Here is a 22,205-nt window from a genome sequence, read left to right on the forward strand (position 1 = left end):
GGTTACCTATGCAAAGCACAGACTTGAAACGCTTGTTGATACCCAGCCTGCTGGGGCTGGCCATCGTCACCGGCAGCGCCCAGGCCGCCGCGCCGCTGCGCCCGCCCCAGGGCTATTACGCCCCGGTGGACAAGTTCAAGAGCGGCGACAACAGCGAGGGCTGCGACGCCATGCCGGCGCCCTACACCGGCGCCCTGCAGTTTCGCAGCAAGTACGAAGGCTCGGACAAGGCCCGGGCGACCCTCAACGTGCAGTCCGAACAGGCCTTTCGCGACACCACCGCGGACATCACCAAGATCGAGCGCGGTACCAGCAAGCGGGTCATGCAGTTCATGCGCGACGGCCGCCCTGAACAGCTGGACTGCACCCTCGCCTGGCTCAGTGCCTGGGCCCAGGCCGATGCGCTGATGTCCAAGGACTTCAACCACACCGGCAAGTCGATGCGCAAATGGGCCCTGGGCAGCATGGCCTCGGCCTACCTGCGGCTGAAGTTCTCCGACTCCCATCCCCTGGCCACCCACCAGGAACAGGCACAGAAGATCGAGGCCTGGTTCAGCAAGATGGCCGACCAGGTGGTCAGCGACTGGGACAACCTGCCCCTGGACAAGACCAACAACCACTCCTACTGGGCCGCCTGGTCGGTGATGGCCACCGCCGTGGCCACCAACCGCCGCGACCTGTTCGACTGGGCGGTCAAGGAATACAAGGTCGGCGCCAACCAGGTCGATGCCGACGGCTTCTTGCCCAACGAACTCAAGCGCCAGCAGCGAGCCCTGGCCTACCACAACTACGCCCTGCCGCCGCTGGCAATGATCGCCAGCTTCGCCCAGGTCAACGGCGTCGACCTGCGCCAGGAGAACAACAGCGCCCTCAAGCGCCTGGGCGAGCGGGTGCTGGCCGGGGTCAAGGACCCGGACACCTTCGAGAAGAAGAACGGCAAGGAACAGGACATGACCGACCTCAAGGTCGACTCGAAATTCGCCTGGCTGGAACCCTACTGCAGCCTCTACACCTGCGCTCCGGAGACATTGGAGCGCAAGCACAAGATGCAGCCGTTCAAGACTTTCCGCCTGGGTGGCGACCTGACCAAGGTCTACGACCCGGCCCATGAAAAGGGCTCCTGATTCGAATCGTTGGAACGTCCCCCTGTAGGCGCTGGCTTGCCAGCGAAGAGGCCCTCAAGAGCGCCTTCGCCGGCAAGCCGGCTCCTACAGGGGGCGCGCTGCACGCAGTACCGCTTTCCCGGTTTTTCACGGGGGGGTTTGGGGGGGCTCCGGCCTCTGACTATTGGTTAAACATGGAGAGATCGGGATGGTTTTCTCATCCAATGTGTTCCTGTTCCTGTTCCTGCCGATCTTTCTCGGCTTGTACTACTTGAGCGGGCAACGCTATCGCAACTTGCTGCTGCTGATCGCCAGCTATGTGTTCTATGCCTGGTGGCGCGTGGACTTCCTGGCGCTGTTCGCCGGGGTCACCCTGTGGAACTACTGGATCGGCCTGAAAGTCGGCGCCGCCGGTGTCAGGACCAAACCCGCCCAGCGCTGGCTGCTGCTGGGGGTGGCGGTGGACCTGTGCATCCTCGGCTACTTCAAGTACGCCAACTTCGGCGTCGACAGCATCAACGCCATCATGACCTCCATGGGGCTTGAGCCGTTCATCCTGACCCACGTGCTGCTGCCGATCGGCATCTCGTTCTACATCTTCGAGTCCATCAGCTACATCATCGACGTCTACCGCGGCGACACCCCGGCCACCCGCAACCTGATCGACTTCGCGGCGTTCGTGGCAATCTTCCCGCACCTGATCGCCGGCCCCGTGCTGCGCTTTCGTGACCTGGCGGACCAGTTCAACAACCGCACCCACACCCTGGACAAGTTCTCCGAAGGCTGCACGCGGTTCATGCAGGGCTTCATCAAGAAAGTGTTCATCGCCGACACCCTGGCGGTGGTCGCCGACCACTGCTTCGCCCTGCACAACCCCACCACGGGCGATGCCTGGCTCGGCGCCCTGGCCTACACCGCGCAGCTGTACTTCGACTTCTCCGGCTACAGCGACATGGCCATCGGCCTGGGCTTGATGATGGGTTTTCGCTTCATGGAAAACTTCAAGCAGCCCTACATCAGCCAGTCGATCACCGAGTTCTGGCGGCGCTGGCACATCAGCCTCTCTACCTGGCTGCGCGACTACCTGTACATCACCCTGGGCGGCAACCGCAAAGGCACCCTGATCACCTACCGCAACCTGTTCCTGACCATGCTCCTGGGCGGCCTGTGGCACGGCGCCAACTTCACCTACATCGTCTGGGGCGCCTGGCACGGCATGTGGCTGGCCATCGAAAAGGCCCTGGGCATCAATACCACGCCGCGCAGCCTGAACCCGGTGCGCTGGGCCCTGACCTTCCTGCTGGTGGTGATGGGCTGGGTGATCTTCCGCGCCGAGAACCTGCACGTAGCAGGCCGCATGTACGGCGCGATGTTCAGCTTTGGCGACTGGTCGCTGTCGGAACTCAACCGCGCCAGCCTCACCGGCCTGCAAGTGGCGACCCTGATCCTGGCCTACGCCACCCTGGCGTTCTTCGGCCTGCGTGACCTGTACCGCAACCCGGCGCCGGTCAAGGCCAAGCCCGAGGTCACTACCGCCGCCGACGGCCCGGCCAGCGCCCAGCCCGGCCTGATCAAGGCGGTGCCCGGGGACAACCCCGGCAGCATTCACCAGCCGGGCTACATCGTCGGCACCGAGGCCCAGGTGCAGCCGGCCTACTGGACTGCCGACTGGTCGCGCTACGCCATGCGCGCCCTGGTGCTGCTGCTGTTCATTGCCTCGATTCTCAAACTCTCGGCGCAAAGCTTCTCGCCGTTCCTTTACTTCCAGTTCTGAGGGATCTGCCCATGACCCGCTCATTACGTGTGTTCTACATCGCCCTGTTCCTGCTGACCCTGCTGGTGCTGGGGTTGTGGTCGGCGCGCAGCTTCTTCGGTTTCAGTACCAACAACGATGCCACCGTGCTCAACGGGCGCTGGGCCAAGGCGGTGGAAACCCACTACGACGACCAGTTCCCGATCAAGCGCCTGGGCACCAACCTCTGGGCCGCCCTGGACTTCAAGCTGTTCAACGAAGGGCGCCCGGGAGTGGTGCTGGGCCGTGACCAGTGGCTGTACAGCGATGAAGAGTTCAACCCCGTGGTCAACGAGGAGCTCAATCTGCAGGGCAACTACGCCCTGGTGGAAGGCGTGCGCCAGACCCTCAAGGAGCACGGGGTGAAACTGGTGATGGCGATCGTTCCGGCCAAGGTGCGCCTGTACCCGGAACACATGGACGAAGTGCGCCCGGCGCGCATCCACGCCAACCTCTACCAGGACTTCCACGCCCGGGTCGCTGCCGACAAGATCCTTGCCCCCGACCTGCTTGGCCCCCTGCAACAGGCCAAGCAACAGGGCCAGCAAGTGTTCTTGCGCACCGACACCCACTGGACCCCCGCCGGCGCCGAGATCGTCGCCCGCCAACTGGCCCTGACCATCGCCGCCAAGACCCCGCTCAGCGGTCAGCCACAGCGCTTCGTCACCGAGACCGAAGAGACCGTGGAACACAAGGGCGACCTGCGCCGCTTCCTGCCCCTGGACCCGCTGTTCGAAAACCTGATGCCGGCCGAAGAGCCCCTGCAAAAGCGCGTGACCCGGGCCAGCGAAGAGCAGCCGGCCGCCGACGACGCGCTGTTCGCCGACCGCGAAGTGCCGGTGACCCTGGTGGGCACCAGCTACAGCGCCAACCCCAGCTGGAACTTCGTCGGCGCCCTGAAACAGGCCCTGCACAGCGACGTGCTGAGCTACGCCGAAGACGGCCACGGCCCGATCCTGCCGATGCTCAGCTACCTGAAAAGCGACGACTTCAAGAACAACCCGCCCCAGGTGCTGATCTGGGAATTCCCTGAACGCTATCTGCCTGTGAACAACGAAATCGGCGACGCCGACCCGCAGTGGGTCGCAGAGCTCAAGCAAGCCGGTGCTCGCCAACAGAACGTAGCTGCACTCAACAAATCCGAGACGCCCGACCGGGCGCAAAACTGAAAAGAGGTAACACTCATGACTTTCACTACTACTCCTCGTCGTCTCGCTGCCAAATCCCTGAAAGCTGCCGTATTGGCCGCGGGCCTGGGCCTGCTATCAGCTCCGGTATTCGCCGGTGGCGATGCCGCCCTGTACGGCCCCACCGCGCCCAAGGGCTCGACCTTCGTGCGCCTGTACAACGCCAGCAACAGCGAAGTCAGCGCCACGGTGGGCAGCACCAACGTCAATGACGTCGCGCCCCTGGCCAGCAGCGACTTCAGCTTCATGCCCGGCGGCGACTACACCGCCAAGGTGGGCAGCCAGAGCGTACCGGTAAAACTGGCCGCCGATCACTATTACACCCTGGTCAACAACGCCAGCGGCCAGCCGCAACTGATCGAAGAACCGCCGTTCAAGAACAAGCAGAAATCCCTGGTGCGGGTGCAGAACCTCAGCGACCAGGCCCTGACCCTGAAGACCGCCGACGGCAAGACCGATGTGGTCAAGGCCGTGGCCGCCAAGGGCCGCGGCGAGCGCGAAATCAACCCGGTGAAGGTCAGCTTCGCCCTGTATGACGGCGAGAAAAAGGTCAGCGACCTCAAGCCCGTGGCCCTGGAGCGCGGCGAAGCAGCGGTGCTCTACGTCACCGGCAACGGCAGCAACCTGTCGCCGGTCTGGGTGAAACGCCCCGTCTCCACGCGCTAACGAATTTCCGGATGCCTTGCCCGTCCCCCCGTAGGAGCCGGCTTGCCGGCGAAGGGGCCCTTGAGGACGCCTTCGCTGGCAAGCCAGCTCCTACACAGGAACGCCGCGAGCATCCGGTCACGCAACAAAAACAAGAGTGAAACGACAGAACGCAGTAGCTCTAACCCATACGATGTTTGAAGGAGTAACAACATGATTCCGGTGATCTTGTCAGGTGGTAGCGGCTCACGTCTTTGGCCGCTTTCGCGCAAGCAATTCCCCAAGCAGTTCCTCGCCCTGACCGGCGAACACACTTTGTTCCAGCAGACCCTGGAGCGCCTGGTGTTCGAAGGCATGGATACCCCCATCGTGGTCTGCAACAAGGACCACCGCTTTATCGTCAACGAGCAACTGGCGGCCCGTAAGCTCGAATCCCAGCGCATCCTCATGGAGCCCTTCGGCCGCAACACCGCCCCGGCCGTGGCCCTGACCGCGATGATGCTGGTCAACGAAGGCCGTGACGAGCTGATGCTGGTACTGCCCGCCGACCACGTCCTGGACGACCAGAAAGCCCTGCAACGGGCCCTGGCCCTGGCCACCGTGGCCGCCGAGCGTGGCGAAATGGTGCTGTTCGGGGTCCCGGCAACCAAGCCGGAAACCGGCTACGGCTACATCAAGTCCACCAACGATGCGCTGCTCCCGGAGGGGGTCAGCCGGGTCTCGCACTTCGTCGAAAAGCCCGACGAAAAACGCGCCACCGAGTTTGTCCAGGCTGGCGGCTATTTCTGGAACAGCGGCATGTTCCTGTTCCGCGCCAGCCGCTTCCTCGAAGAGCTGAAGAAACACGACCCGGACATCTACGACACCTGCCTCTTGACCCTGGAGCGCAGCCAGCAGGACCCGGACACCGTGACCATCGACGAAGCCACCTTCGCCTGCTGCCCGGACAACTCCCTCGACTACGCGGTGATGGAGAAGACCCAGCGCGCCTGCGTGGTCCCCCTGAGTGCCGGCTGGAGCGATGTCGGCTGCTGGTCGTCGCTGTGGGACGTGCATGAAAAAGACGCCAACGGCAACGTCAGCAAAGGCGATGTGGTGATCCAGGACAGCAAGAACTGCATGATCCACGGCAACGGCAAGCTGGTGTCGGTGATCGGCCTTGAAAACATCGTCGTGGTGGAAACCAAGGACGCCATGATGATCGCCCACAAGGACAAGGTCCAAGGGGTGAAACAGATGGTCAACACCCTCAACGAACAGGGCCGCAGCGAGACCCAGAACCACTGCGAGGTCTACCGTCCGTGGGGCTCCTACGACTCGGTGGACATGGGCGGGCGTTTCCAGGTCAAGCACATCTCGGTCAAGCCGGGGGCCTGCCTGTCGCTACAGATGCACCACCACCGCGCCGAACACTGGATCGTGGTCAGCGGCACCGCCGAAGTCACCTGTGACGAGAACGTGTTCCTGCTCACCGAGAACCAGTCCACCTACATCCCGATTGCCTCGGTGCACCGCCTGCGCAACCCGGGCAAGATCCCGCTGGAGATCATCGAAGTGCAATCGGGCAGCTACCTGGGCGAAGACGATATCGAGCGGTTTGAAGATATCTACGGCCGCTCCACCCCGGTGGAACGTGGCGTCTCAGTGAAGACCATCGCCCAGTAACAGCGACAGGCTTCAAGCGGCAAGCTGCGAGCAAAGGCAGAGCGCCGTTATCAGCGAGTCCTTTCAACCCCCTTCCAGGCGCCTGCGTCCCCTATCCGCAGGCGCCTGGACAGGGGGATTTTTTTGTAGCCGCTGCCGCAGGCTGCGAAAAGGGCCGAAGGACCTTCAGCGGTCTTGAGCCCCCTGCGCGGTCGTTCGCAGCCTGCGGCAGCGGCTACAAGAAGCAAAAAAGCGCTGCGTCCCTCCCACGAAGACGCAGCGCCCTTTCGACTCCTTCCATCAAGAAACATCGATCAGGCCTGCAACACCTCTTCCTTCATTCCCAATCCCACGTCATCGATCACCGCCTTGCCCATTTCCGCCAGAAAATGCGCGGCCCAGGCGTAGCGCTCGCCCTGGTCTTCCATGGCCGCATCCAGGGTGAGTTTCTTGGCGTAATACAGCAGGGTCGACGCGTGCTCCAGCGCCTGCTGCAAAGGCACATCGGCATTGACGCGGAACAGGGACTGATCGGCGTCACCACAGGAACCGAAGGTGACGAAGCCCGAGGTCTTGATAGCGCACATGGTTGAACCTCCCGTATCAAAGTGAGAGCTGCCACGTTCGTTACCAAGCGAATGGGTGGCAGCCGTGCGCAGGTTGGTAAACCGGAGATACAGGAACCCGGCAGGGACGAGCCCTCCCACGCACAGCCGCCATTGCACGGAAACGCGGGCGCAAAAAAAACGCCTGCAATCGTCAAGGGGCGCTGTTGCGCCTGTATCAACACGGGTTACCAAGCCCGGCCGCTGAGTTGGCAGCGACGCTCAAAGGCTAGTCCCGGGTTCGACACGGAGCAACGACAAAGGCGTCGCAGTTTATGTCCAAGCCACGGGTGTTGGGAATGTTCAGGATGGTGGCACGCCGTAGCACGCCAGAACCAGCAGGCCATTGCGGCCAACTTCGATAGGGGTTTTAGGCAGTGACGATGCGCTTGAAGATATCTGCCATGGGCGTGTAGTTCACATAGACGCCATTGATATTCGCTTCAAGCCACTCATCCTGGCTGAGCTCTTCCCAATCCAGTTCGTAACCTGCCGATAGCGCGAGGTGTTCAAAGAAGATCCGCTGGACTCGGCCATTGCCCTCGCGAAACGGATGAATCATGTTCAGCTCGCAGTAGAATTCCGCCAACTTTTCACAGAAATCGTTTCGTTCAAGTCCACTCAGCCAGTTGTTTTCTTGAAGATTGGAAAAAATCTTCAGGGCTTCCGCCTCGATTCTTCCGCAGTTACAGAAACGCGTTCCGCCCTTGGAGATATCAACATTTCTTATCTCTCCCGCCCAGGCATAGAGGTCGGAAAACAACTGGCGATGCAGCAGCTTGAAATTCTCCAGGCTGTAGGGCGGAGCGACATAGCGAACCCGACTGACGGTCAGCGCGGTGATGTCCCTCTCCGCTGCCTCAAGGGCGGCCATTTCCTGGATATTCAGCTTGTTTTTAAGCACTGAGGAGGCGGGGTAGCAGTAATGATCATGAGAGGCGTCGTATTTATCCATTCAACGGTCTTCCATGCTTGGCCAAGATTTTTTCCAACGAGGCTTTTTCGTCGAAGATCGGTATATCTATGCCTTCCAGTCTTGAACTGCTGACAAAGTTTTTAAGCTTGTTCTTTTCGAAACGCTCATAAGGATCAAACGCTGGACGAACAGCGCATTTCGACAACAGGGACAAAGCGCCTCTAAGTTCTGCAACATTCCTGGCGCACATCCTGAAGCCGATTCTTTTTGAAACTTCATTGCGCACGGCCGGATAGGGCAACGCATCAATAAGCACGCGTTCGCACTCTCGCCCCTCTTCTGCGAGGGCACTCAGGCGCTTTAACTTCAAAGATAAAGAGCTCCAGCCATTTGCCCCTAATTTCAGATGAAGCTGAGTTTCGACAAAGCGTTTGACCTCAAGAAACGTCCCCAGCTTCTTCAGATCGCTGATCTGTGCAGTTTGCAAAATCTGCTGCAGTGATACGTCCATCATCGCCCCATGATTGATGCCAAAGCCCGGAGATTATACACCTCATAGATCGCCACCACGGGCACGTCTCGTCCTTGGCACCAGCACTCTTCACAGTCAAAAGCGGAGCCCACCCCTTCAGCTAGCATTCGCCTCGTTCGATGTTTGCAGCCCTGAGAGCCTGAGCATTTTCCAGTCCCGGTAAAGGTGTTCCAGAAATGGATAGATGACCCCGAAGCATGCCAGCCACCTGCTCGGGCGGGCACCAGAGTGGACCACATGATGTCCACTATCGGCATAAATCCGCTTTAACAGACCTTCTGTTGTCCCTAACGCCCCCATCAAAACCTGGCCTGTGGATAACGTCACAACAGCCACCCTCCATCGCCAACCCCACCTACGCTTAGGTAGGATGTCCCCTCCTTTTCCCCGAGGCTCGCGTCATGTTCATCGGCGTTCTGCTGGTCATTACCTGGCTGATTCTGCTTCTGCGCTACCCCGCCAAAGCCCTCCCCGTGTCCCTGGCTGCCGCGTTCGGCCTGGCCCTGGTGGCCTGCTGGGTGGTCTGGCTGGACAACCGCGAAGCCCAGCAACTGGCGCGCCTGGAGTTGCGCCTGACCTACGCGCCGGAGCACTGCCCCGCCGACCGTCCATTGCAGGTCAAGCTGAACAACGGCAACAAGGTGCCCCTGGTGGAATTGCGCTGGCGGGTCGCCGCCTATGCCCCGGGGGATACGGTCAACCTCGCCGACAACCAGTACAGTGCCCCGCGCTACCGTGGCCCCGGCGAGTTGCAGGCCGGCGCCAACTGGCAGGACTGCTTGCCCCTGCCGCCGCTGCGCCCCGGCTATCGCCCGCAAACCCTGGAGTTTCGCGCCGAGCGTTTACAGGGTAGTTTCTCCGACTGATTCACCCCCTCCCTCACCCAGCACAAGGACCGCGCCATGCCCGTAGCGTTGATCACCGGTTGTTCCAGCGGCATCGGCCGCGCCCTGGCGGACACCTTCAAGGGCGCCGGTTTCACCGTGCTCGCCACCGCCCGCAAGGCCGAGGACGTCTCTGCCCTGCAAGCGGCCGGTTTCAAGGCCGTGCAACTGGACGTCAATGACGGCCCGGCCCTGGGCGCCCTGGGCGAGGAGATCAACCAGCAGTACGGCGGCCTCGATGTGCTGATCAACAACGCCGGCTACGGCGCCATGGGCCCGTTGCTGGACGGCGGCGTGCAAGCCATGCAGCGCCAGTTCGAAACCAATGTGTTCTCGGTGGTCGGGGTGACCCGGGCGATGTTCCCGGTGCTGCGCCGCTGCCGCGGCCTGGTGGTGAACATCGGCAGTGTGTCCGGGGTGCTGGTGACGCCTTTTGCCGGTGCCTACTGCGCCTCGAAAGCCGCAGTGCACGCCTTGAGCGATGCCCTGCGCATGGAGCTGGCGCCGTTCGGCATCCGCGTCATGGAAGTGCAGCCCGGGGCCATTGCTTCAAGCTTCGCCAAGAATGCCGGGCATGAAGCCGAACAGCTGCTCAACGAGCAATCGCCCTGGTGGCCGCTGCGCGAGGGCATCCGCTCCCGGGCCAAGGCCTCCCAGGACAAGCCGACCCCGGCCAGCGAATTCGCCGCCGGCTTGCTCAAGGCGGTGCAGCAGGACAATCCGCCACGCCTGGTACGGCTGGGCAATGGCAGCCGCGCCCTGCCGCTGCTGGCCAACCTGCTGCCCAAGGGTCTGCTGGAGAAGGGACTGATGAAGCGCTTCGGCCTGAGCGCCAGGCTCTGACCCCTACGCACGCAAGCCATCTAGGGTGTACCGCGTGCCTCCCGTAGGAGCCGGCTTGCCGGCGAAGAGGCCCGCGAGCCAAGTGCAAATCTTGCGACCACCTTCGCTGGCAAGCCAGCTCCTACCGCGGTGGCGCAGTGCGCCTTTGTTCATTCGCCAATCAAGGATCTGCCCCATTGAAATATCGTAGTGCGCTGACGTTGACCCTGTTCGCCTTGCTGCTGGGCTGCCATGCCTCGTCACCGGACGAAAAACTCAATGCCACCCTGCCGGAGCTGAGCCTGGAACAGATCCTGCCCAAGGTCGAGGCCAACCCGTACTGCTCGCCGGAGATGGACAGCGAACGGCTGGTCGGCCTCGGCATCCGCCTGATGAATGAGGACGAGGTGCTGCATGGCGCAAGCCGTACCTTGCTGGCGAGCAAGGCCATACAAATGGCCCGCGGCTGCCTGATCATGGCCGCCCCCCGCGATACCATGAGCCTGTGCATCCTGGGCGGGATTGTCGGCTCCAGGCAGAAGGACTATGACAAAAGCGAAGCCTTCAACTACATCGCTTACGCCGCCCAGCACAATGAATCCTGCGCGGAAGCGGGCCTGTACGACATCTACAACCTTGGCAAGTTGGACCAGCCGGCGAACAAGGCATTGGCCATGGCCTGGCTGGAACGCGCCGCTCGGCACGGCGACGAGGACTCGCAACAAGAGATGCTGCGCAGCAGCGAACAGGACAATTTGCCACTGGCCTACGCCTGGGCCCGAACCCTCGATGACGCCCAAAGGCTCGAAGCGCTGAAACGCAAGATGAGCCCTCAGCAAACAGCTGAAGGCGAACAGCACTACACCCGGCTACTCAGCCAGCTCCCCTCCAAACAGGATCTTGAGCAGGCGCTGCGCCAGAACGTCATCCTCCTGGGCACAGGGGATATCTACTACGACTACCCGGAAGTGTTCGCGGGCATGTCCGCTGAGCAACAGCATGCTTTCGTCGCCCAGTTGGTGGACATGCAGGACCGCTACCCGAAGTTCCACACCCGCGGCCAACTGGTGGCCTACGCCTTGATTTCCCGCCTGGTGCAAAGCACCGGGCCGGCCGTGGACCTGTGGCAAGACCCGGCGCTGCAGGCCGTGCTGGAGGACGATGACCTGAGCGTGGAAGACAGCGTGGCCAAGGCCAAAATCCTCCTGGCCAAGCGCACGCCATAACTGGAGCGGCAGGCGCTACTGCTTTTGCAGCCGCAGCCAGACAGCTGCTGCGGTTTCGGTTGTGCGCCCTCTCAAACCCAGTAGAATCCGCGGTCTTGAGCGCCCGCGCTCAAGCAGCATGGAATCGCTGGCGCCGACACCCAAGCACGGAACTGCTCACGCTCCCCTCCTTTGCCGTCCCTGCCTGATTTCATGCGCGTCTTTTTTCATTCGCCGATCAGGGAATATCCATTGAAATTGTTCAACGCGCTGCCACTGGCATTGGCTGTCTTGCTAGCGGCTTGCGCCTCCACGCCTGCGCAAAACACCGAACCGAAACGCCCCGAACTCAATGACACCCTGCCCAAGCTGACGCTGGACAGCGTCTTGCCCAAGGTCAGCGCCAACGAGTACTGCAACCCGGCCATGGACGCGGATGTGCTGTACGGCGCCGGTTACAAGCTGAACGAGATCGAGGACTACAAGAACGCCAAGAGCTGCTTCGCCATGGCCGCGCCGCACTACACCCGGGCCTTCTGCTATCTGTCCACCACCACCGATCAGGAAACGGACAAGCCCAAGGCTGAGCGCGACCGCGAGTCCTTCAACTACATCGCCTACTCGGCGTCACAGAACGATTGGTGCGCCGAGTACGGCATGTACGCCACCTACTGGTTCGGCGACAAGGACATCCCCAAGGACCGGGACCTGGCCCTGCGCTGGCTGGAGCGCTCTGCGCTGCACGGCAACCCGGAACCGCAGCAGAGCCTGGCCGACGCCGCCGAAGAGTCCGGCGATCTGGTGAAGGCCTACGCCTGGCTGAAGGTTATCGACAACACCGAGGACACCAGCCAGCTGGATGCCCTTAAAGGCAAGATGAGCCCAGAGCAACTGGCCGAAGGCGAACAGCACTTTGACGAGCTTAAGGCGCGGGTGACCAGCAAGCAGGTGATGTACGACGAGGCGCGGGATGAAGAAGTGGCGATTTTCTCGGCCGAGATCCATTTCGATCTCCCCGACCTGTTCAAGGGCATGACCACGGCCGAGCGCCAGGCCTTCGTCAAGGCGGCCATCGCCAAGGCCCGGGACAGCGGCCAGTTCAAGCTGCATTACGCAGTGACCCAGTACATCATCGTCTCGCGCCTGGCCCAGCAGCGTTACCCCGGTGTCGACGTGCTGCAGAACCCGAAGCTGGTGGCCACCATCAACAACGTCAACGACGGCCTGGAAGCTGCGGCGAAGAAGTCCCAGGCGATCATGGACAAAAGCTACAAATAACCGCCCCCTGTAGGAGCCGGCTTGCCGGCGAAGAGGCCCGCGAGCCTTGCATCGCCCCTGCCGACGCTTTCGCTGGCAAGCCAGCTCCTACAACCAATGCCTCCCTCGTAGGAGCCGGCTTGCCGGCGAAGAGGCCCGCGAGCCTTGCATTGCCCCTGCCGACGCCTTCGCTGGCAAGCCAGCGCCTACAAAGGCTCGGGGTTGACGATGACGGTGCAGGTGATGCCGGCCGCCAGCAGGACGCCTTCGGGCACTTCATCGATGTGGATGCGCACCGGTACGCGCTGGGCCAGGCGCACCCAGTTGAAGGTCGGGTTGACGTCGGCGATCAGTTCGCGGCTTTCCGGGTTGTCGCGGTCGTAGATGCCCCGGGAAATGCTTTCCACATGGCCCTTGAGCACTTCGCCGCTCATCAGTTGCATGTCGGCCTTATCCCCGACGCGCACGTGGGGCAGCTTGGTTTCCTCGAAGAAGCCGTAGACCCAGAACGAGTTCATGTCGACCACCGCCATCTTCGCCTCGCCGATGCGTGCGTAGTCGCCACGGTGCACGTTGAGGTTGGTGACATAGCCATCCACCGCCGCCCGCACCTGGGTGCGTGCAAGGTTGAGTTGCGCCGCTTCCAGCTGGGCCTGGGCGTGCTGGTAGTCGGCCAGGGCCGAGTCGGCGATGTTGCCGGCGTCGTCGCGGTTTTCCTTGGAGATCACCAGGTTGTCCATGTCGGCGCGGCGCCGGGCGTTGACCTTGCGCATCTCCCAGGTGGCCTTCTTCGACGCCACCAGCGCTTGCGCCTGCTTGACCGCGATCTGGTAGTGCTCGGGGTCGATCTGCATCAGCAGATCGCCCTTGCGCACCAGCTGGTTGTCCTTGACCGGCACGTCCACCACTTCGCCGGTGACATCGGCGGCGACGTTGATGATGTCCGCGCGCACCCGGCCGTCACGGGTCCAGGGGGTGTACATGTAGTGCTCCCACAGGGTACGGCCGATCCACAGGGCCAGGGCCAGCACGAGCAGGGTGGCGAGCAGGCTGAAAAACTTTTTCATTGCGGGGGTCTCAACGGTAGACAGTGAGCGCCATGGCGCCGAACAGACAGCAGAACAGGCTCAGGCGCAGCAGCGCCGGGTGCCAGAAGAAGCGATACAGGTCATAGCCGGAAATGAACCGGTCCAGGGCCCAGGCCAGGGCCGCGGCGATGAAGAACATCAGGGTCATGGTGGGCATGTAAACGCCGTGGAAGGCGATTTCACGAGGCATGGTCAAGTCCTTGGGGTGCAGGAGCCGTTGGCTTGGCCACGGCATAGGCCGCCAGCGGCGATTGCGGGTCGAGCAATGAAGTACGGATGAAGTGCAGGTAGCTCTTGACCCGGCGCAGGGCCGAGGTGTCGAAGTGCGGGGCAAAGGGCTCGTCGGTGGCCTGGACCCGGCTGATGGCGTGGTCCACGGCGATCAGGCCGCGCTCCAGGTTGCTCTGGCTGGGCTGCAGGAACAGCCGCACCAGGGAGCGGCCCATGACCCGGATCGCCTGGCGCCAGGGCTGGGATTCGGCATAGGCCGGGTGCACCGGGAGGATCGCCTGCTCCTTGCGCAGCTCGATGATCGCGTGGCCGACTTCCAGCACCACGAACATCCAGCGCAGCAGCTCGCTCTGCACCTTGGGCTGGCCCACCGCCAGGCCATAGGCCTGGTGCAGCAGGTCGCGGGTACGGCTCTCGAAGCTCGACGCCAGGCCCTTGAGCTTGCCGCTGATGGCGTACACCACCTGGCCGCGCAGGTCCTGCTCCAGGCGCCGCCACAGCCAGCGGCTGTTGGGCGGCAGGATGATCGCCCCGGCCGCGGCGCAGACCAGCATGCCCATGACCATGGCGATGTAGTCATTGATGAAGGTGTAGGGGTTGTAGATGGTCAGGTTGTCCGGCACCGAACCGGTGCTGAAGAAGATCAGCAAGCCCAGGCCGACCCCGGCGTACTTGGGCCTGGACGCGAGGAACGAACCGAGCACGATCACCGGCGCCAGCATCAGGCACAGCAGCGGGAAGCCGTCGATCCAGGGGAACACGAAGAACATTTCGACGAAGCCCACCAGGGCGCCGATGAAAGTCCCGCAGGCCATCTGGAACGCCATGCGCTTGGGGTTCGGCGTGGCGGCCGAGAGGCCGATGGTGGCGGCGGCGATCAGGGTCATGGTGGCGCCGCTGGGCCAGGCCGTGGCCACCCAGTAGCTGCCCAGCACCACCAGCACGAAGGCCGCGCGGATGCCCGAGGCGGCGCAGGCCAGCCAGTTGGTCTGCGGGGTGTAGGGCTCGTCCCAGCGCTCGCGCTCGTGGCTGTGGTCGGCCAGGGACGCGTGGGTCTGGGCGTAGCTGTGCATCTCGTCGACAAAGCGGTAGAGCAGCTCGTAGGCGGTGTGGAAATCCAGCTGCTCGGCGTCGCTCGGGCCGCTCTCCTGGAAGGCCGTGCGCAGGCTGCGCACCCGCGCCGGCAGCTCGGCCTTGTAGGCCGCCAGGGCCGTGGCCAGGCGCGCCGCATCGGGGCTGGTCAGGGCACGGCCGGAGAAGCCGTCCAGCAGTTCCGCCAGGTCCTGCAGGCCGGGCTTGATCGCCGCCACCACGTGATCGGCGCCGCTGCTGCGCAGGCGTTCGAGCAACTGGTGCAGGGCGTTGAAGCGCGTGGTGATGCCCATGAACTCGCTGTTCAGGCGGCTCAGGCGGCCGTTGCGCCGACGCATGTGCGGGTCTTCGAACACGGTGACGCTGCGCAGCCCTTCCAGGCCCACGGCCTCGGCGATGAAGCGCACGTTGCTGCTTTCGAAGCTGTCGCGCTGGCTGCGCCCGCGCAGGCCGTCGGTGACGAACAGGGCGAACACCCCGAAGCGCTGGTACAAGGCGTTGCGCATGGCAGCGCTGGCGGTCTGGGGCAGGATCGCGGCGCTGACCAGGGTGGAGCAGAGAATCCCCAGGGAGATCTCCAGTACCCGCCACACCGCGGCCATGAAGGCCCCTTCCGGATGGGCCAGGGCCGGCAGGCCGACCATGGCCGCGGTGTAGCCGGCGAGGACGAAACCGTAGGCGCGAAAGTTGCGGTAGCGCGCCGCGCCGGCCGAGCAGATGCCGACCCAGATCGCCAGCGAGCCGAGGAACAGCTCGGTGTTCTGGGCGAACAGGGCGATCAGCGCCACCATCACCGCCGAGCCCGCCAGGGTGCCGAGAAAGCGGTAGAAGCTTTTGGCGAACACCTGGCCGCTCTGCGGCTGCATGACGATGAACACGGTGATCATCGCCGTGCGCGGTTGCGGCAACTCCAGGCGCATGGCCAGCCACAGGGTGAGGAACGCGGCGGCCAGGACCTTGAAGATATAGACCCAGGTCACGCCGTCGCTGCGCGCCCAGTCGAAGAAACCCCGGCGCCATTCAAGGGAGTACAGCCAGCGCAAAGGTGCGGGCAAGGAAGTCATGGGTGCCTGCTTCAATGGTCGAACACGGCCAGGGCCGCGGGGGTCTTGGGTGCCTCAAGGCGGTCTTGCGCGGGAACGTCGCGGCCGGCTTCAAGCCCGCCGCCCAGGGCCGTGACCAGGTCCGCCTGGACCGTCAGGCGTGCGGCCTGCACCTGCTGCTGCACCTGTTGCTGATGGAACAGCAGGCTCTGGGCGTTGAGCACATTCAGGTAGTCGGTCAGGCCGCGCTGGAAGGCCACGGTGGCGATGTCGTAGGTCTTCTGCGCAGCGGCCACCGACTCGGCGGCGAAGGCTTGCTGCTTGTCCATGGACTCGCGGCGGATCAACTGGTCGGAGATGCTTTTCAGTGCATCCACCAGGGTCTGGTTGTACCTGGCCACGGCCATGTCGTAGCCGGCCGAGGCTTCACCCAGCTCCGAGCGCAGGCGCCCGCCGTCGAAGATCGGCAGGCTGATGGCCGGGCCGACGTTGTAGTTGAGCTTCTTGCCGGTGAGGAACTCCAGGGCCCCACCGCCGGTGGCCATGAAGCCGATGCTGCCCACCAGGTCGACGTTGGGGTAGAAGCCGGCGTGAGCCACATCGATACCGCGAGCCTGGGCCGCCACTTGCCAGCGGCTGGCGACCACGTCCGGGCGCTGCCCCAGCAGTTCGGCGGGCAGGACCGAGGGCAGTTTCAGCGCGGCGCCCAGGGACAGGCTTGGCCGCTGCAACTGCGCGCCCTCCCCCGGGCCCTTGCCGGCCAGGGCCGCCAGCTGGTTGCGGGTCAGGGCGATTTCTTCGTCCAGGGCGTCCAGTTGGCGATGGGTTTCCGGCAGCGGCGCCTCGGCCTGGCTGACTTCGAAATGAGTGCCGATGCCGCCGTCCAGGCGCCGTTGCGCCAGTTCGAGGATCTGTTGCTGCTGCTTGAGGGTGGCCGCGACGATATCGCGCTGGGCGAAGTGCAGGGACAGCTGGATATAGCTGCGCACCACATTGTTCACCAGTTCCAGCTGGGCCTGACGGGCTTCGGCCACGCTCATGTGGGCCAGGTCCACGGCACGCTCGGTGCTGTTGCTTTCCCGGCCCCAGAGGTCCAGGGCATAACTCAAGCCCAGGGCGGCGTTGTTGTCCCAGGTGGTGCTGTTGGACAGGGCGCCGGGGCCGTAGAACTGATCGGTGGGCCAGTTGTGGCGCTTGAGGGTGACGTCACCCTTGATCTGCAGCGACTCGGCCGACTCGGCGATGCCGGCCAGGGCCTTGGCCTGGCGGACCCGGGCGGCGGCCATGGCCAGGCTCGGGCTGCCTTGCACCGCAAGGCTGATCCAGCGGTCCAGTTGCGGGTCGCCATAGGCCTGCCACCACTGGGCGCTGGGCCAGTGGGCGTCCTGCGCGGCGCTCTTTATCGCCTCATCCGTGGCCAATGTATTAGCGGGAAGTGTCTTGCCCTGTGGGGCAATGCCTCCGGTTCCGATGCAGCCGCTGATTGCTAACGATAAAGCCCAAACACTGAGGGTCTTGAACCCTCTGCTGATGCGACGCGGCACTGCTGCGAATTCCTGAGATCGGGGGGGAGTATTTCTCTCGTAGGAGCTGGCTTGCCGGCGCAGCGATACGCCTGCTACACCGCGTTGCGCGGATCGCCGGCCTGCCGGCTCCTAGGGATCGGCGCAATTCTAGGGGGCGGTCGTTGTGGCGATAAGCTGGGATTCCTGTGAATCTTTGTTACCGTAAACGCGATAATCCCTTGGTCGTATCCCTGTACGCCTGTAAAAACAGAAACTTCGTGTCACAATTTGCAATCTCCCTTGAGAGCACCCCATGGACACCTTGCAAAACATGCGCGCCTTCAGTTGTGTTGCCGAAGCCGGTAGTTTCACGGCCGCCGCGGTGCAGCTGGACACCACCACCGCCAACGTCTCGCGCGCCGTCTCCAATCTAGAGGCGCACCTGCAAACCCGCCTGCTCAACCGCACGACTCGCCGCATCGCCCTGACCGAGGCCGGCAAGCGCTACCTGCTGCGCTGCGAGCAGATCCTGGCCTATGTCGAAGAAGCCGAGGCCGAGGCCAGCGACGCCCACGCCCGCCCCGCCGGGCAGTTGAAAGTGCACACCATGACCGGCATCGGCCAGCACTTCGTGATCGACGCCATCGCCCGCTACCGCAAGACCCACCCGGACGTGACCTTCGACCTGACCATGGCCAACCGTGTGCCGGACCTCCTGGACGAGGGCTACGACGTGTCCATCGTCCTGGCCCGGGAGCTGCCGGATTCGGGGTTCGTCTCCCAGCGCCTGGGGATGACCTACAGCATCGTCTGCGCCTCGCCGGCCTATGTGAAAGCCAACGGCTGCCCGCAAAAGCCCAGCGATCTGCTGAACCATGCCTGCCTGCGCCTGGTGAGCCCGGTGATTCCCCTGGAGAAGTGGACCTTCGACGGCCCGGAAGGCCAGGAAATGGTCACCATCAACAGCTCGCCGTTCCTGGTGAACTCCGCCGATGCCATGAAGACTGCGATCATCAGCGGCATGGGGGTCGGGGTGTTGCCGGTATATGCGGCTATAGAGGGTTTGCGCACCGGCACCCTGGTGCGGGTGATGCCCAAGTACCGCTCCCAGGAGCTGAACCTGTACGCCATCTACCCGTCGCGCCAGTACCTGGACGCCAAGATCAAGACCTGGGTCGAATACCTGCGCGGCTCGCTGCCGGAGATCCTCACCGCGCACCAGACGGAACTGGCGGCCTATGAACTGAGCGGCAGCCTGACCGGCGCACGCCTGGCCACCTGACCGCGGGGCGCCCCGCCCAGACCACCGTCCCACCTGTAGGAGCTGGCTTGCCGGCGAAGAAGCCCGCACGTCCTGTGCAAACCTGGATGCCGCCTTCGCTGGCAAGCCAGCTCCTACACGGTGTACGCCCCTCCCCCAAACGCCGGCCCATCCCCCGTAGGAGCCGGCTTGCCGGCGAAGAAGCCCGCACGTCCTGTGCAAACCTGGATGCCGCCTTCGCTGGCAAGCCAGCTCCTACACATGCAGGCTCGTGGCGGGGTGCTTTGGTGGCGGCGGCAAAAATGTTAGCTTGCTTGGCATTCTCCCCGCCTGACGAGCCTTCGCGCGATGAAAAAGACTGTACTTGCCTTCAGCCGCATCACCCCCGAGATGACCGAACGCCTGCAACAGGATTTCGAGGTCATAGTGCCCAACCCCAAGCACGGGGACATCGCCGCGCAGTTCAATGAAGCCCTGCCCCAGGCCCACGGCCTGATCGGTGTCGGCCGCAAGCTGGGCCGTGCGCAGCTGGAAAACGCCGCGCGCCTGGAAGTGGTGTCGAGCATCTCGGTGGGCTACGACAACTACGACCTGGCCTACTTCAACGAACGCGGGCTGATGCTCACCAACACCCCGGACGTGCTCACCGAAAGCACCGCCGACCTGGCCTTCGCCCTGCTCATGAGCAGCGCCCGCCGAGTGGCCGAGCTGGACGCCTGGACCAAGGCCGGGCAATGGCAGGCCAGCGTCGGCCCGGCGCTGTTCGGCTGCGACGTGCACGGCAAGACCCTGGGCATCGTCGGCATGGGCAACATTGGCGCGGCCATCGCCCGCCGTGGGCGCCTGGGCTTCGGCATGCCGATCCTCTACAGCGGCAACAGCCGCAAGGCGGCCCTGGAGCAGGAATTGGGGGCGCAGTATCGCAGCCTGGAGCAACTGCTGGCGGAGGCGGATTTCGTCTGCCTGGTGGTGCCGTTGAGCGAAAAGACCAAGCACCTGATCAGCCAGCGCGAACTGGCGCTGATGAAGCCCAGTGCAATCCTGGTGAACATTTCCCGCGGGCCGGTGGTGGATGAACCGGCGCTGATCGAAGCCTTGCAGAAGGGCCAGATCCGTGGCGCCGGCCTGGATGTGTACGAGAAGGAACCGCTGGCGGAGTCGCCGCTGTTCCAGCTGAAGAACGCAGTGACCTTGCCGCACATTGGCTCGGCCACCCATGAAACCCGCGACGCCATGGCCGCGCGCGCCATGAGCAACCTGCGCAGTGCCCTGCTGGGTGAGCGGCCGCAGGACCTGGTCAACCCGCAGGTATGGAAGGGCTGACCACCCACGGCCTATCCCCTCTGTAGCCGCTGCCAAGCCTGCGAGGCTGCGAAAAGGTCCGCAGGACCTTCAGCGATAGCCCGGCAGAATCAGGTCGCCCGGTTTTGCGACGGCTGCGCCGCCGTTCGCAGCCTCGCAAGCTCGGCAGCGGCTACAGAGGCAGGCACAACCTTGGGTTTACGGAACACCAGGACGTTGCCCAGCATCACCAACACCAGCCCAGCCAGCGCCGGGGCGGTCCATTGGTAGCCTTCGACAAAGGCCGAGACGTTCAACGCCACTACCGGGAACAGCACGGTGCAGTAAGCCGCGCGCTCCGGGCCCATGCGCCCCACCAGGGTCAGGTAGGCGGTAAAGCCGATGACCGAGCCCGGAATCACCAGGTACAGCAGTGAGCCGATGTAGCGGGTGCTCCATTCCACATCGAAGGCGATGCCCTGGAACAGGCAATACACCGCCAGCATCGTCGCGCCGTAGGCCATGCCCCAGGCATTGGTGGTCAACGGCTTGAGCCCGGCTTTTTGCTGCAGGCTGGACAGCATGTTGCCCGCCGAGAAGCACAAGGTGCCCAGCAGGGCCAAGCCCAGGCCCAGCAGGGTTTGCGGGCTGGCACTGTGGCCCACCAGCTCCGGCCAGAACAGCAGCCCCAGCCCCAGCAGCCCCAGGCCGCCGCCCAGCAGCACGTTGCGAGCGATCTTCTGGCCGAAGAACACTCGCGCATTGAGGGCGTTCCACAGGGTCGCAGTGGAAAACACCACCGCTACCAGGCCACTGGGAATCCATTGGCTGGCGTGCAAAAAGCACATGAAGTTGATACAGAACAGGCACAACCCCTGGGCCAGGCAGATCAGGTGACCACGACGGTTCATCGGCTGCAGCTTGCGGCTGAGCAGCAACAGGACGAACAGCACCAGGGCCGCCAGGGCGAAGCGATAGACGATGGACACCGGAATCGCCACCACCCCCAGTTGCAGTTTCAGGGCGATCCAGGTGGTGCCCCAGATCAGCACGGTCAACAGGTACAGCGATAGGTTCATGGCGCGACTCCTTTGTCAGGAGTGCAGTGTCACGCCCCGCCGGCCTTGCGCGCTTGCACAAACTTGCGCTTTTTATCCGCCCGGGGCTGGCAGCACACGGGCTACGGAGTAGCATGCAGAACACCGGCAGCCGCACCCATGTTGACGCCCCACCATGCACGCACTGGATACCCTGCAAGTCTTCCAAGCCCTGAACCGCTCGCCCAATGCTCGCCTGGAGCACAGCGCCGAGCTCGGTGACGGCTTGTCCGCAGCCTTGTGGAGCAACCATCACGACGCCCAGGAGTACGAGGCCCCCAGCCATCACACCCTGTCCTGCTACCTGGCCGGCGGCACCGGCACCTTCCGCCGCGACCAGCCGGGCAGCAAGGGCGGCCCGGGCAAGTTGTGCATCCTGCCCGCCGAGCACCAGTCGGCCTGGGTGATCAACGGTGATATTCGCCTGGCCCATCTGTACTTCAGTCCCGAGCAGTTCGCCCTGGGCTGCGTCACCCTGCTGGATCGCGAGCCCCGGGAACTGCAACTGCGCGAAAGCACCTTTCTCGACGACCCCGAGCAGACCCAGCGCTTTGCGCAGTTGGTCCGCCTGAACTGGGACGAACCCGGCGAGCGCCTGCTGACCAGCAGCCTGGCCCACGAGATGCTCAGCCATGCCCTGCTCAATCAAGTGGGCCAGCGCCAGGGGGCCCGGCTCAAGGGCGGGCTGGCCGCACACCAGCGACGGCTGCTGGTGGACTACATCGACAGCCAGCTGGACGCGCCCCTGAGCCTGGGCCAGCTGGCGGGGTTGTGCGCCCTCTCCGAATACCACTTCGCCCGCATGTTCCGTGCAAGCTTCGGCCTGCCGCCCCACCAATACCTGCTAGCCCGACGCCTGAGCCGGGCCCGGCACCTGCTGCGCACCACCGCCCAGCCTCTGGGCGAGATTGCACTGGCCTGTGGTTTTGCCAGTGCCAGCCACTTCAGCAATCGCTTCCGGCACGCCCTGGGGGGCACGCCGGGAGACTACCGCCTGGCGTTCCTGCGCTGAGGC

20 protein-coding genes are annotated in these 22,205 nt (G+C 63.8%); 12 read left to right on the plus strand and 8 right to left on the minus strand.

The genetic code is table 11. The annotated features are described in order from the left end of the window. The first annotated feature begins 8 nt into the window (after positions 1-8). The 5 genes from ACUXVH_RS08230 to ACUXVH_RS08250 all read left to right on the plus strand — a co-directional run bounded on the left by ACUXVH_RS08230 (position 9) and on the right by ACUXVH_RS08250 (position 6,392). On the plus strand, positions 9-1,124 hold the full coding sequence (locus ACUXVH_RS08230; RefSeq protein WP_065364592.1) for a mannuronate-specific alginate lyase: 1,116 nt from the start codon (positions 9-11) through the stop codon (positions 1,122-1,124). 187 nt (positions 1,125-1,311) lie between these two features. Next, positions 1,312-2,877, plus strand: a complete 1,566-nt coding sequence (locus ACUXVH_RS08235) for an MBOAT family O-acyltransferase (RefSeq protein ID WP_053149125.1) — start codon at positions 1,312-1,314, stop codon at positions 2,875-2,877. A gap of 11 nt (positions 2,878-2,888) precedes the next feature. After that, positions 2,889-4,064 carry an alginate O-acetyltransferase gene (locus ACUXVH_RS08240; RefSeq protein ID WP_053149123.1) on the plus strand — a complete coding sequence of 392 codons (1,176 nt, stop codon included), beginning with the start codon at positions 2,889-2,891 and terminating at the stop codon, positions 4,062-4,064. Positions 4,065-4,079: 15 nt separating this feature from the next. Continuing rightward, a complete protein-coding gene (locus ACUXVH_RS08245; protein ID WP_011059367.1) occupies positions 4,080-4,748 on the plus strand; it encodes an alginate O-acetyltransferase AlgF in 669 nt (222 codons plus the stop codon). Positions 4,749-4,940: 192 nt separating this feature from the next. Next, the gene (locus ACUXVH_RS08250; protein WP_011059366.1) at positions 4,941-6,392 is read left to right on the plus strand and encodes a mannose-1-phosphate guanylyltransferase/mannose-6-phosphate isomerase; all 1,452 of its coding nucleotides are present in this window, start codon (positions 4,941-4,943) and stop codon (positions 6,390-6,392) included. Between the two features lie 293 nt (positions 6,393-6,685). Here the strand turns inward: ACUXVH_RS08250 and ACUXVH_RS08255 are convergent, their stop codons facing one another. From ACUXVH_RS08255 to ACUXVH_RS08265, 3 genes are all read right to left on the minus strand, one after another. Then, a complete protein-coding gene (locus tag ACUXVH_RS08255) occupies positions 6,686-6,958 on the minus strand; it encodes a DUF3077 domain-containing protein (protein ID WP_019094742.1) in 273 nt (90 codons plus the stop codon). A gap of 388 nt (positions 6,959-7,346) precedes the next feature. Next, positions 7,347-7,931 (minus strand): putative adenosine monophosphate-protein transferase Fic, encoded by a 585-nt coding sequence (locus ACUXVH_RS08260; RefSeq protein ID WP_065364593.1) that lies wholly within the window; start codon positions 7,929-7,931, stop codon positions 7,347-7,349. After that, positions 7,924-8,403, minus strand: a complete 480-nt coding sequence (locus ACUXVH_RS08265; RefSeq protein WP_011059363.1) for a YhfG family protein — start codon at positions 8,401-8,403, stop codon at positions 7,924-7,926. The genes ACUXVH_RS08260 and ACUXVH_RS08265 overlap by 8 nt, the downstream gene beginning before the upstream one ends. Positions 8,404-8,825: 422 nt before the next feature. Here ACUXVH_RS08265 and ACUXVH_RS08270 point away from each other — a divergent pair, with 422 nt between their 5' ends. The 4 genes from ACUXVH_RS08270 to ACUXVH_RS08285 all read left to right on the plus strand — a co-directional run bounded on the left by ACUXVH_RS08270 (position 8,826) and on the right by ACUXVH_RS08285 (position 12,613). Beyond that, complete coding sequence (locus ACUXVH_RS08270) at positions 8,826-9,290, plus strand: hypothetical protein (RefSeq protein WP_019094739.1); 465 nt, start codon at positions 8,826-8,828, stop codon at positions 9,288-9,290. A 36-nt stretch (positions 9,291-9,326) separates the two neighbouring features. After that, positions 9,327-10,151, plus strand: coding sequence for an SDR family oxidoreductase (locus ACUXVH_RS08275; protein WP_019094738.1), 825 nt, complete (start codon positions 9,327-9,329; stop codon positions 10,149-10,151). A gap of 176 nt (positions 10,152-10,327) precedes the next feature. Continuing rightward, on the plus strand, positions 10,328-11,356 hold the full coding sequence (locus tag ACUXVH_RS08280; protein ID WP_065364594.1) for a hypothetical protein: 1,029 nt from the start codon (positions 10,328-10,330) through the stop codon (positions 11,354-11,356). Between the two features lie 231 nt (positions 11,357-11,587). Then, positions 11,588-12,613 carry a sel1 repeat family protein gene (locus tag ACUXVH_RS08285; protein ID WP_255313389.1) on the plus strand — a complete coding sequence of 342 codons (1,026 nt, stop codon included), beginning with the start codon at positions 11,588-11,590 and terminating at the stop codon, positions 12,611-12,613. A 185-nt stretch (positions 12,614-12,798) separates the two neighbouring features. Here the strand turns inward: ACUXVH_RS08285 and ACUXVH_RS08290 are convergent, their stop codons facing one another. From ACUXVH_RS08290 to ACUXVH_RS08305, 4 genes are read right to left on the minus strand one after another with little or no spacing between them, the layout of a single operon-like run. Next, positions 12,799-13,659: an efflux RND transporter periplasmic adaptor subunit gene (locus ACUXVH_RS08290; RefSeq protein ID WP_011059359.1), complete on the minus strand. Its 861-nt coding sequence runs from the start codon at positions 13,657-13,659 to the stop codon at positions 12,799-12,801. Positions 13,660-13,669: 10 nt separating this feature from the next. Continuing rightward, a complete protein-coding gene (locus tag ACUXVH_RS08295; RefSeq protein ID WP_007930063.1) occupies positions 13,670-13,870 on the minus strand; it encodes a DUF1656 domain-containing protein in 201 nt (66 codons plus the stop codon). Beyond that, on the minus strand, positions 13,860-16,067 hold the full coding sequence (locus tag ACUXVH_RS08300) for an FUSC family protein (protein ID WP_019094736.1): 2,208 nt from the start codon (positions 16,065-16,067) through the stop codon (positions 13,860-13,862). Before ACUXVH_RS08300 ends, ACUXVH_RS08295 begins: the two co-directional genes overlap by 11 nt. An 11-nt stretch (positions 16,068-16,078) precedes the next feature. After that, complete coding sequence (locus tag ACUXVH_RS08305) at positions 16,079-17,590, minus strand: efflux transporter outer membrane subunit (protein ID WP_065364595.1); 1,512 nt, start codon at positions 17,588-17,590, stop codon at positions 16,079-16,081. Between the two features lie 274 nt (positions 17,591-17,864). Here ACUXVH_RS08305 and ACUXVH_RS08310 point away from each other — a divergent pair, with 274 nt between their 5' ends. Further along, positions 17,865-18,833, plus strand: coding sequence for a LysR family transcriptional regulator (locus ACUXVH_RS08310; protein WP_011059356.1), 969 nt, complete (start codon positions 17,865-17,867; stop codon positions 18,831-18,833). A gap of 327 nt (positions 18,834-19,160) precedes the next feature. After that, positions 19,161-20,135: a 2-hydroxyacid dehydrogenase gene (locus tag ACUXVH_RS08315; protein ID WP_065364596.1), complete on the plus strand. Its 975-nt coding sequence runs from the start codon at positions 19,161-19,163 to the stop codon at positions 20,133-20,135. Between the two features lie 89 nt (positions 20,136-20,224). Here the strand turns inward: ACUXVH_RS08315 and ACUXVH_RS08320 are convergent, their stop codons facing one another. Beyond that, positions 20,225-21,172, minus strand: coding sequence for a DMT family transporter (locus ACUXVH_RS08320; protein WP_011059354.1), 948 nt, complete (start codon positions 21,170-21,172; stop codon positions 20,225-20,227). A 154-nt stretch (positions 21,173-21,326) separates the two neighbouring features. Between ACUXVH_RS08320 and ACUXVH_RS08325 the strand changes: the two genes are divergently transcribed. Then, the gene (locus ACUXVH_RS08325; RefSeq protein ID WP_011059353.1) at positions 21,327-22,202 is read left to right on the plus strand and encodes an AraC family transcriptional regulator; all 876 of its coding nucleotides are present in this window, start codon (positions 21,327-21,329) and stop codon (positions 22,200-22,202) included. The last annotated feature ends 3 nt before the right edge of the window (positions 22,203-22,205 follow it).

The organism is Pseudomonas sp. 8(2025) (genome assembly GCF_052665325.1).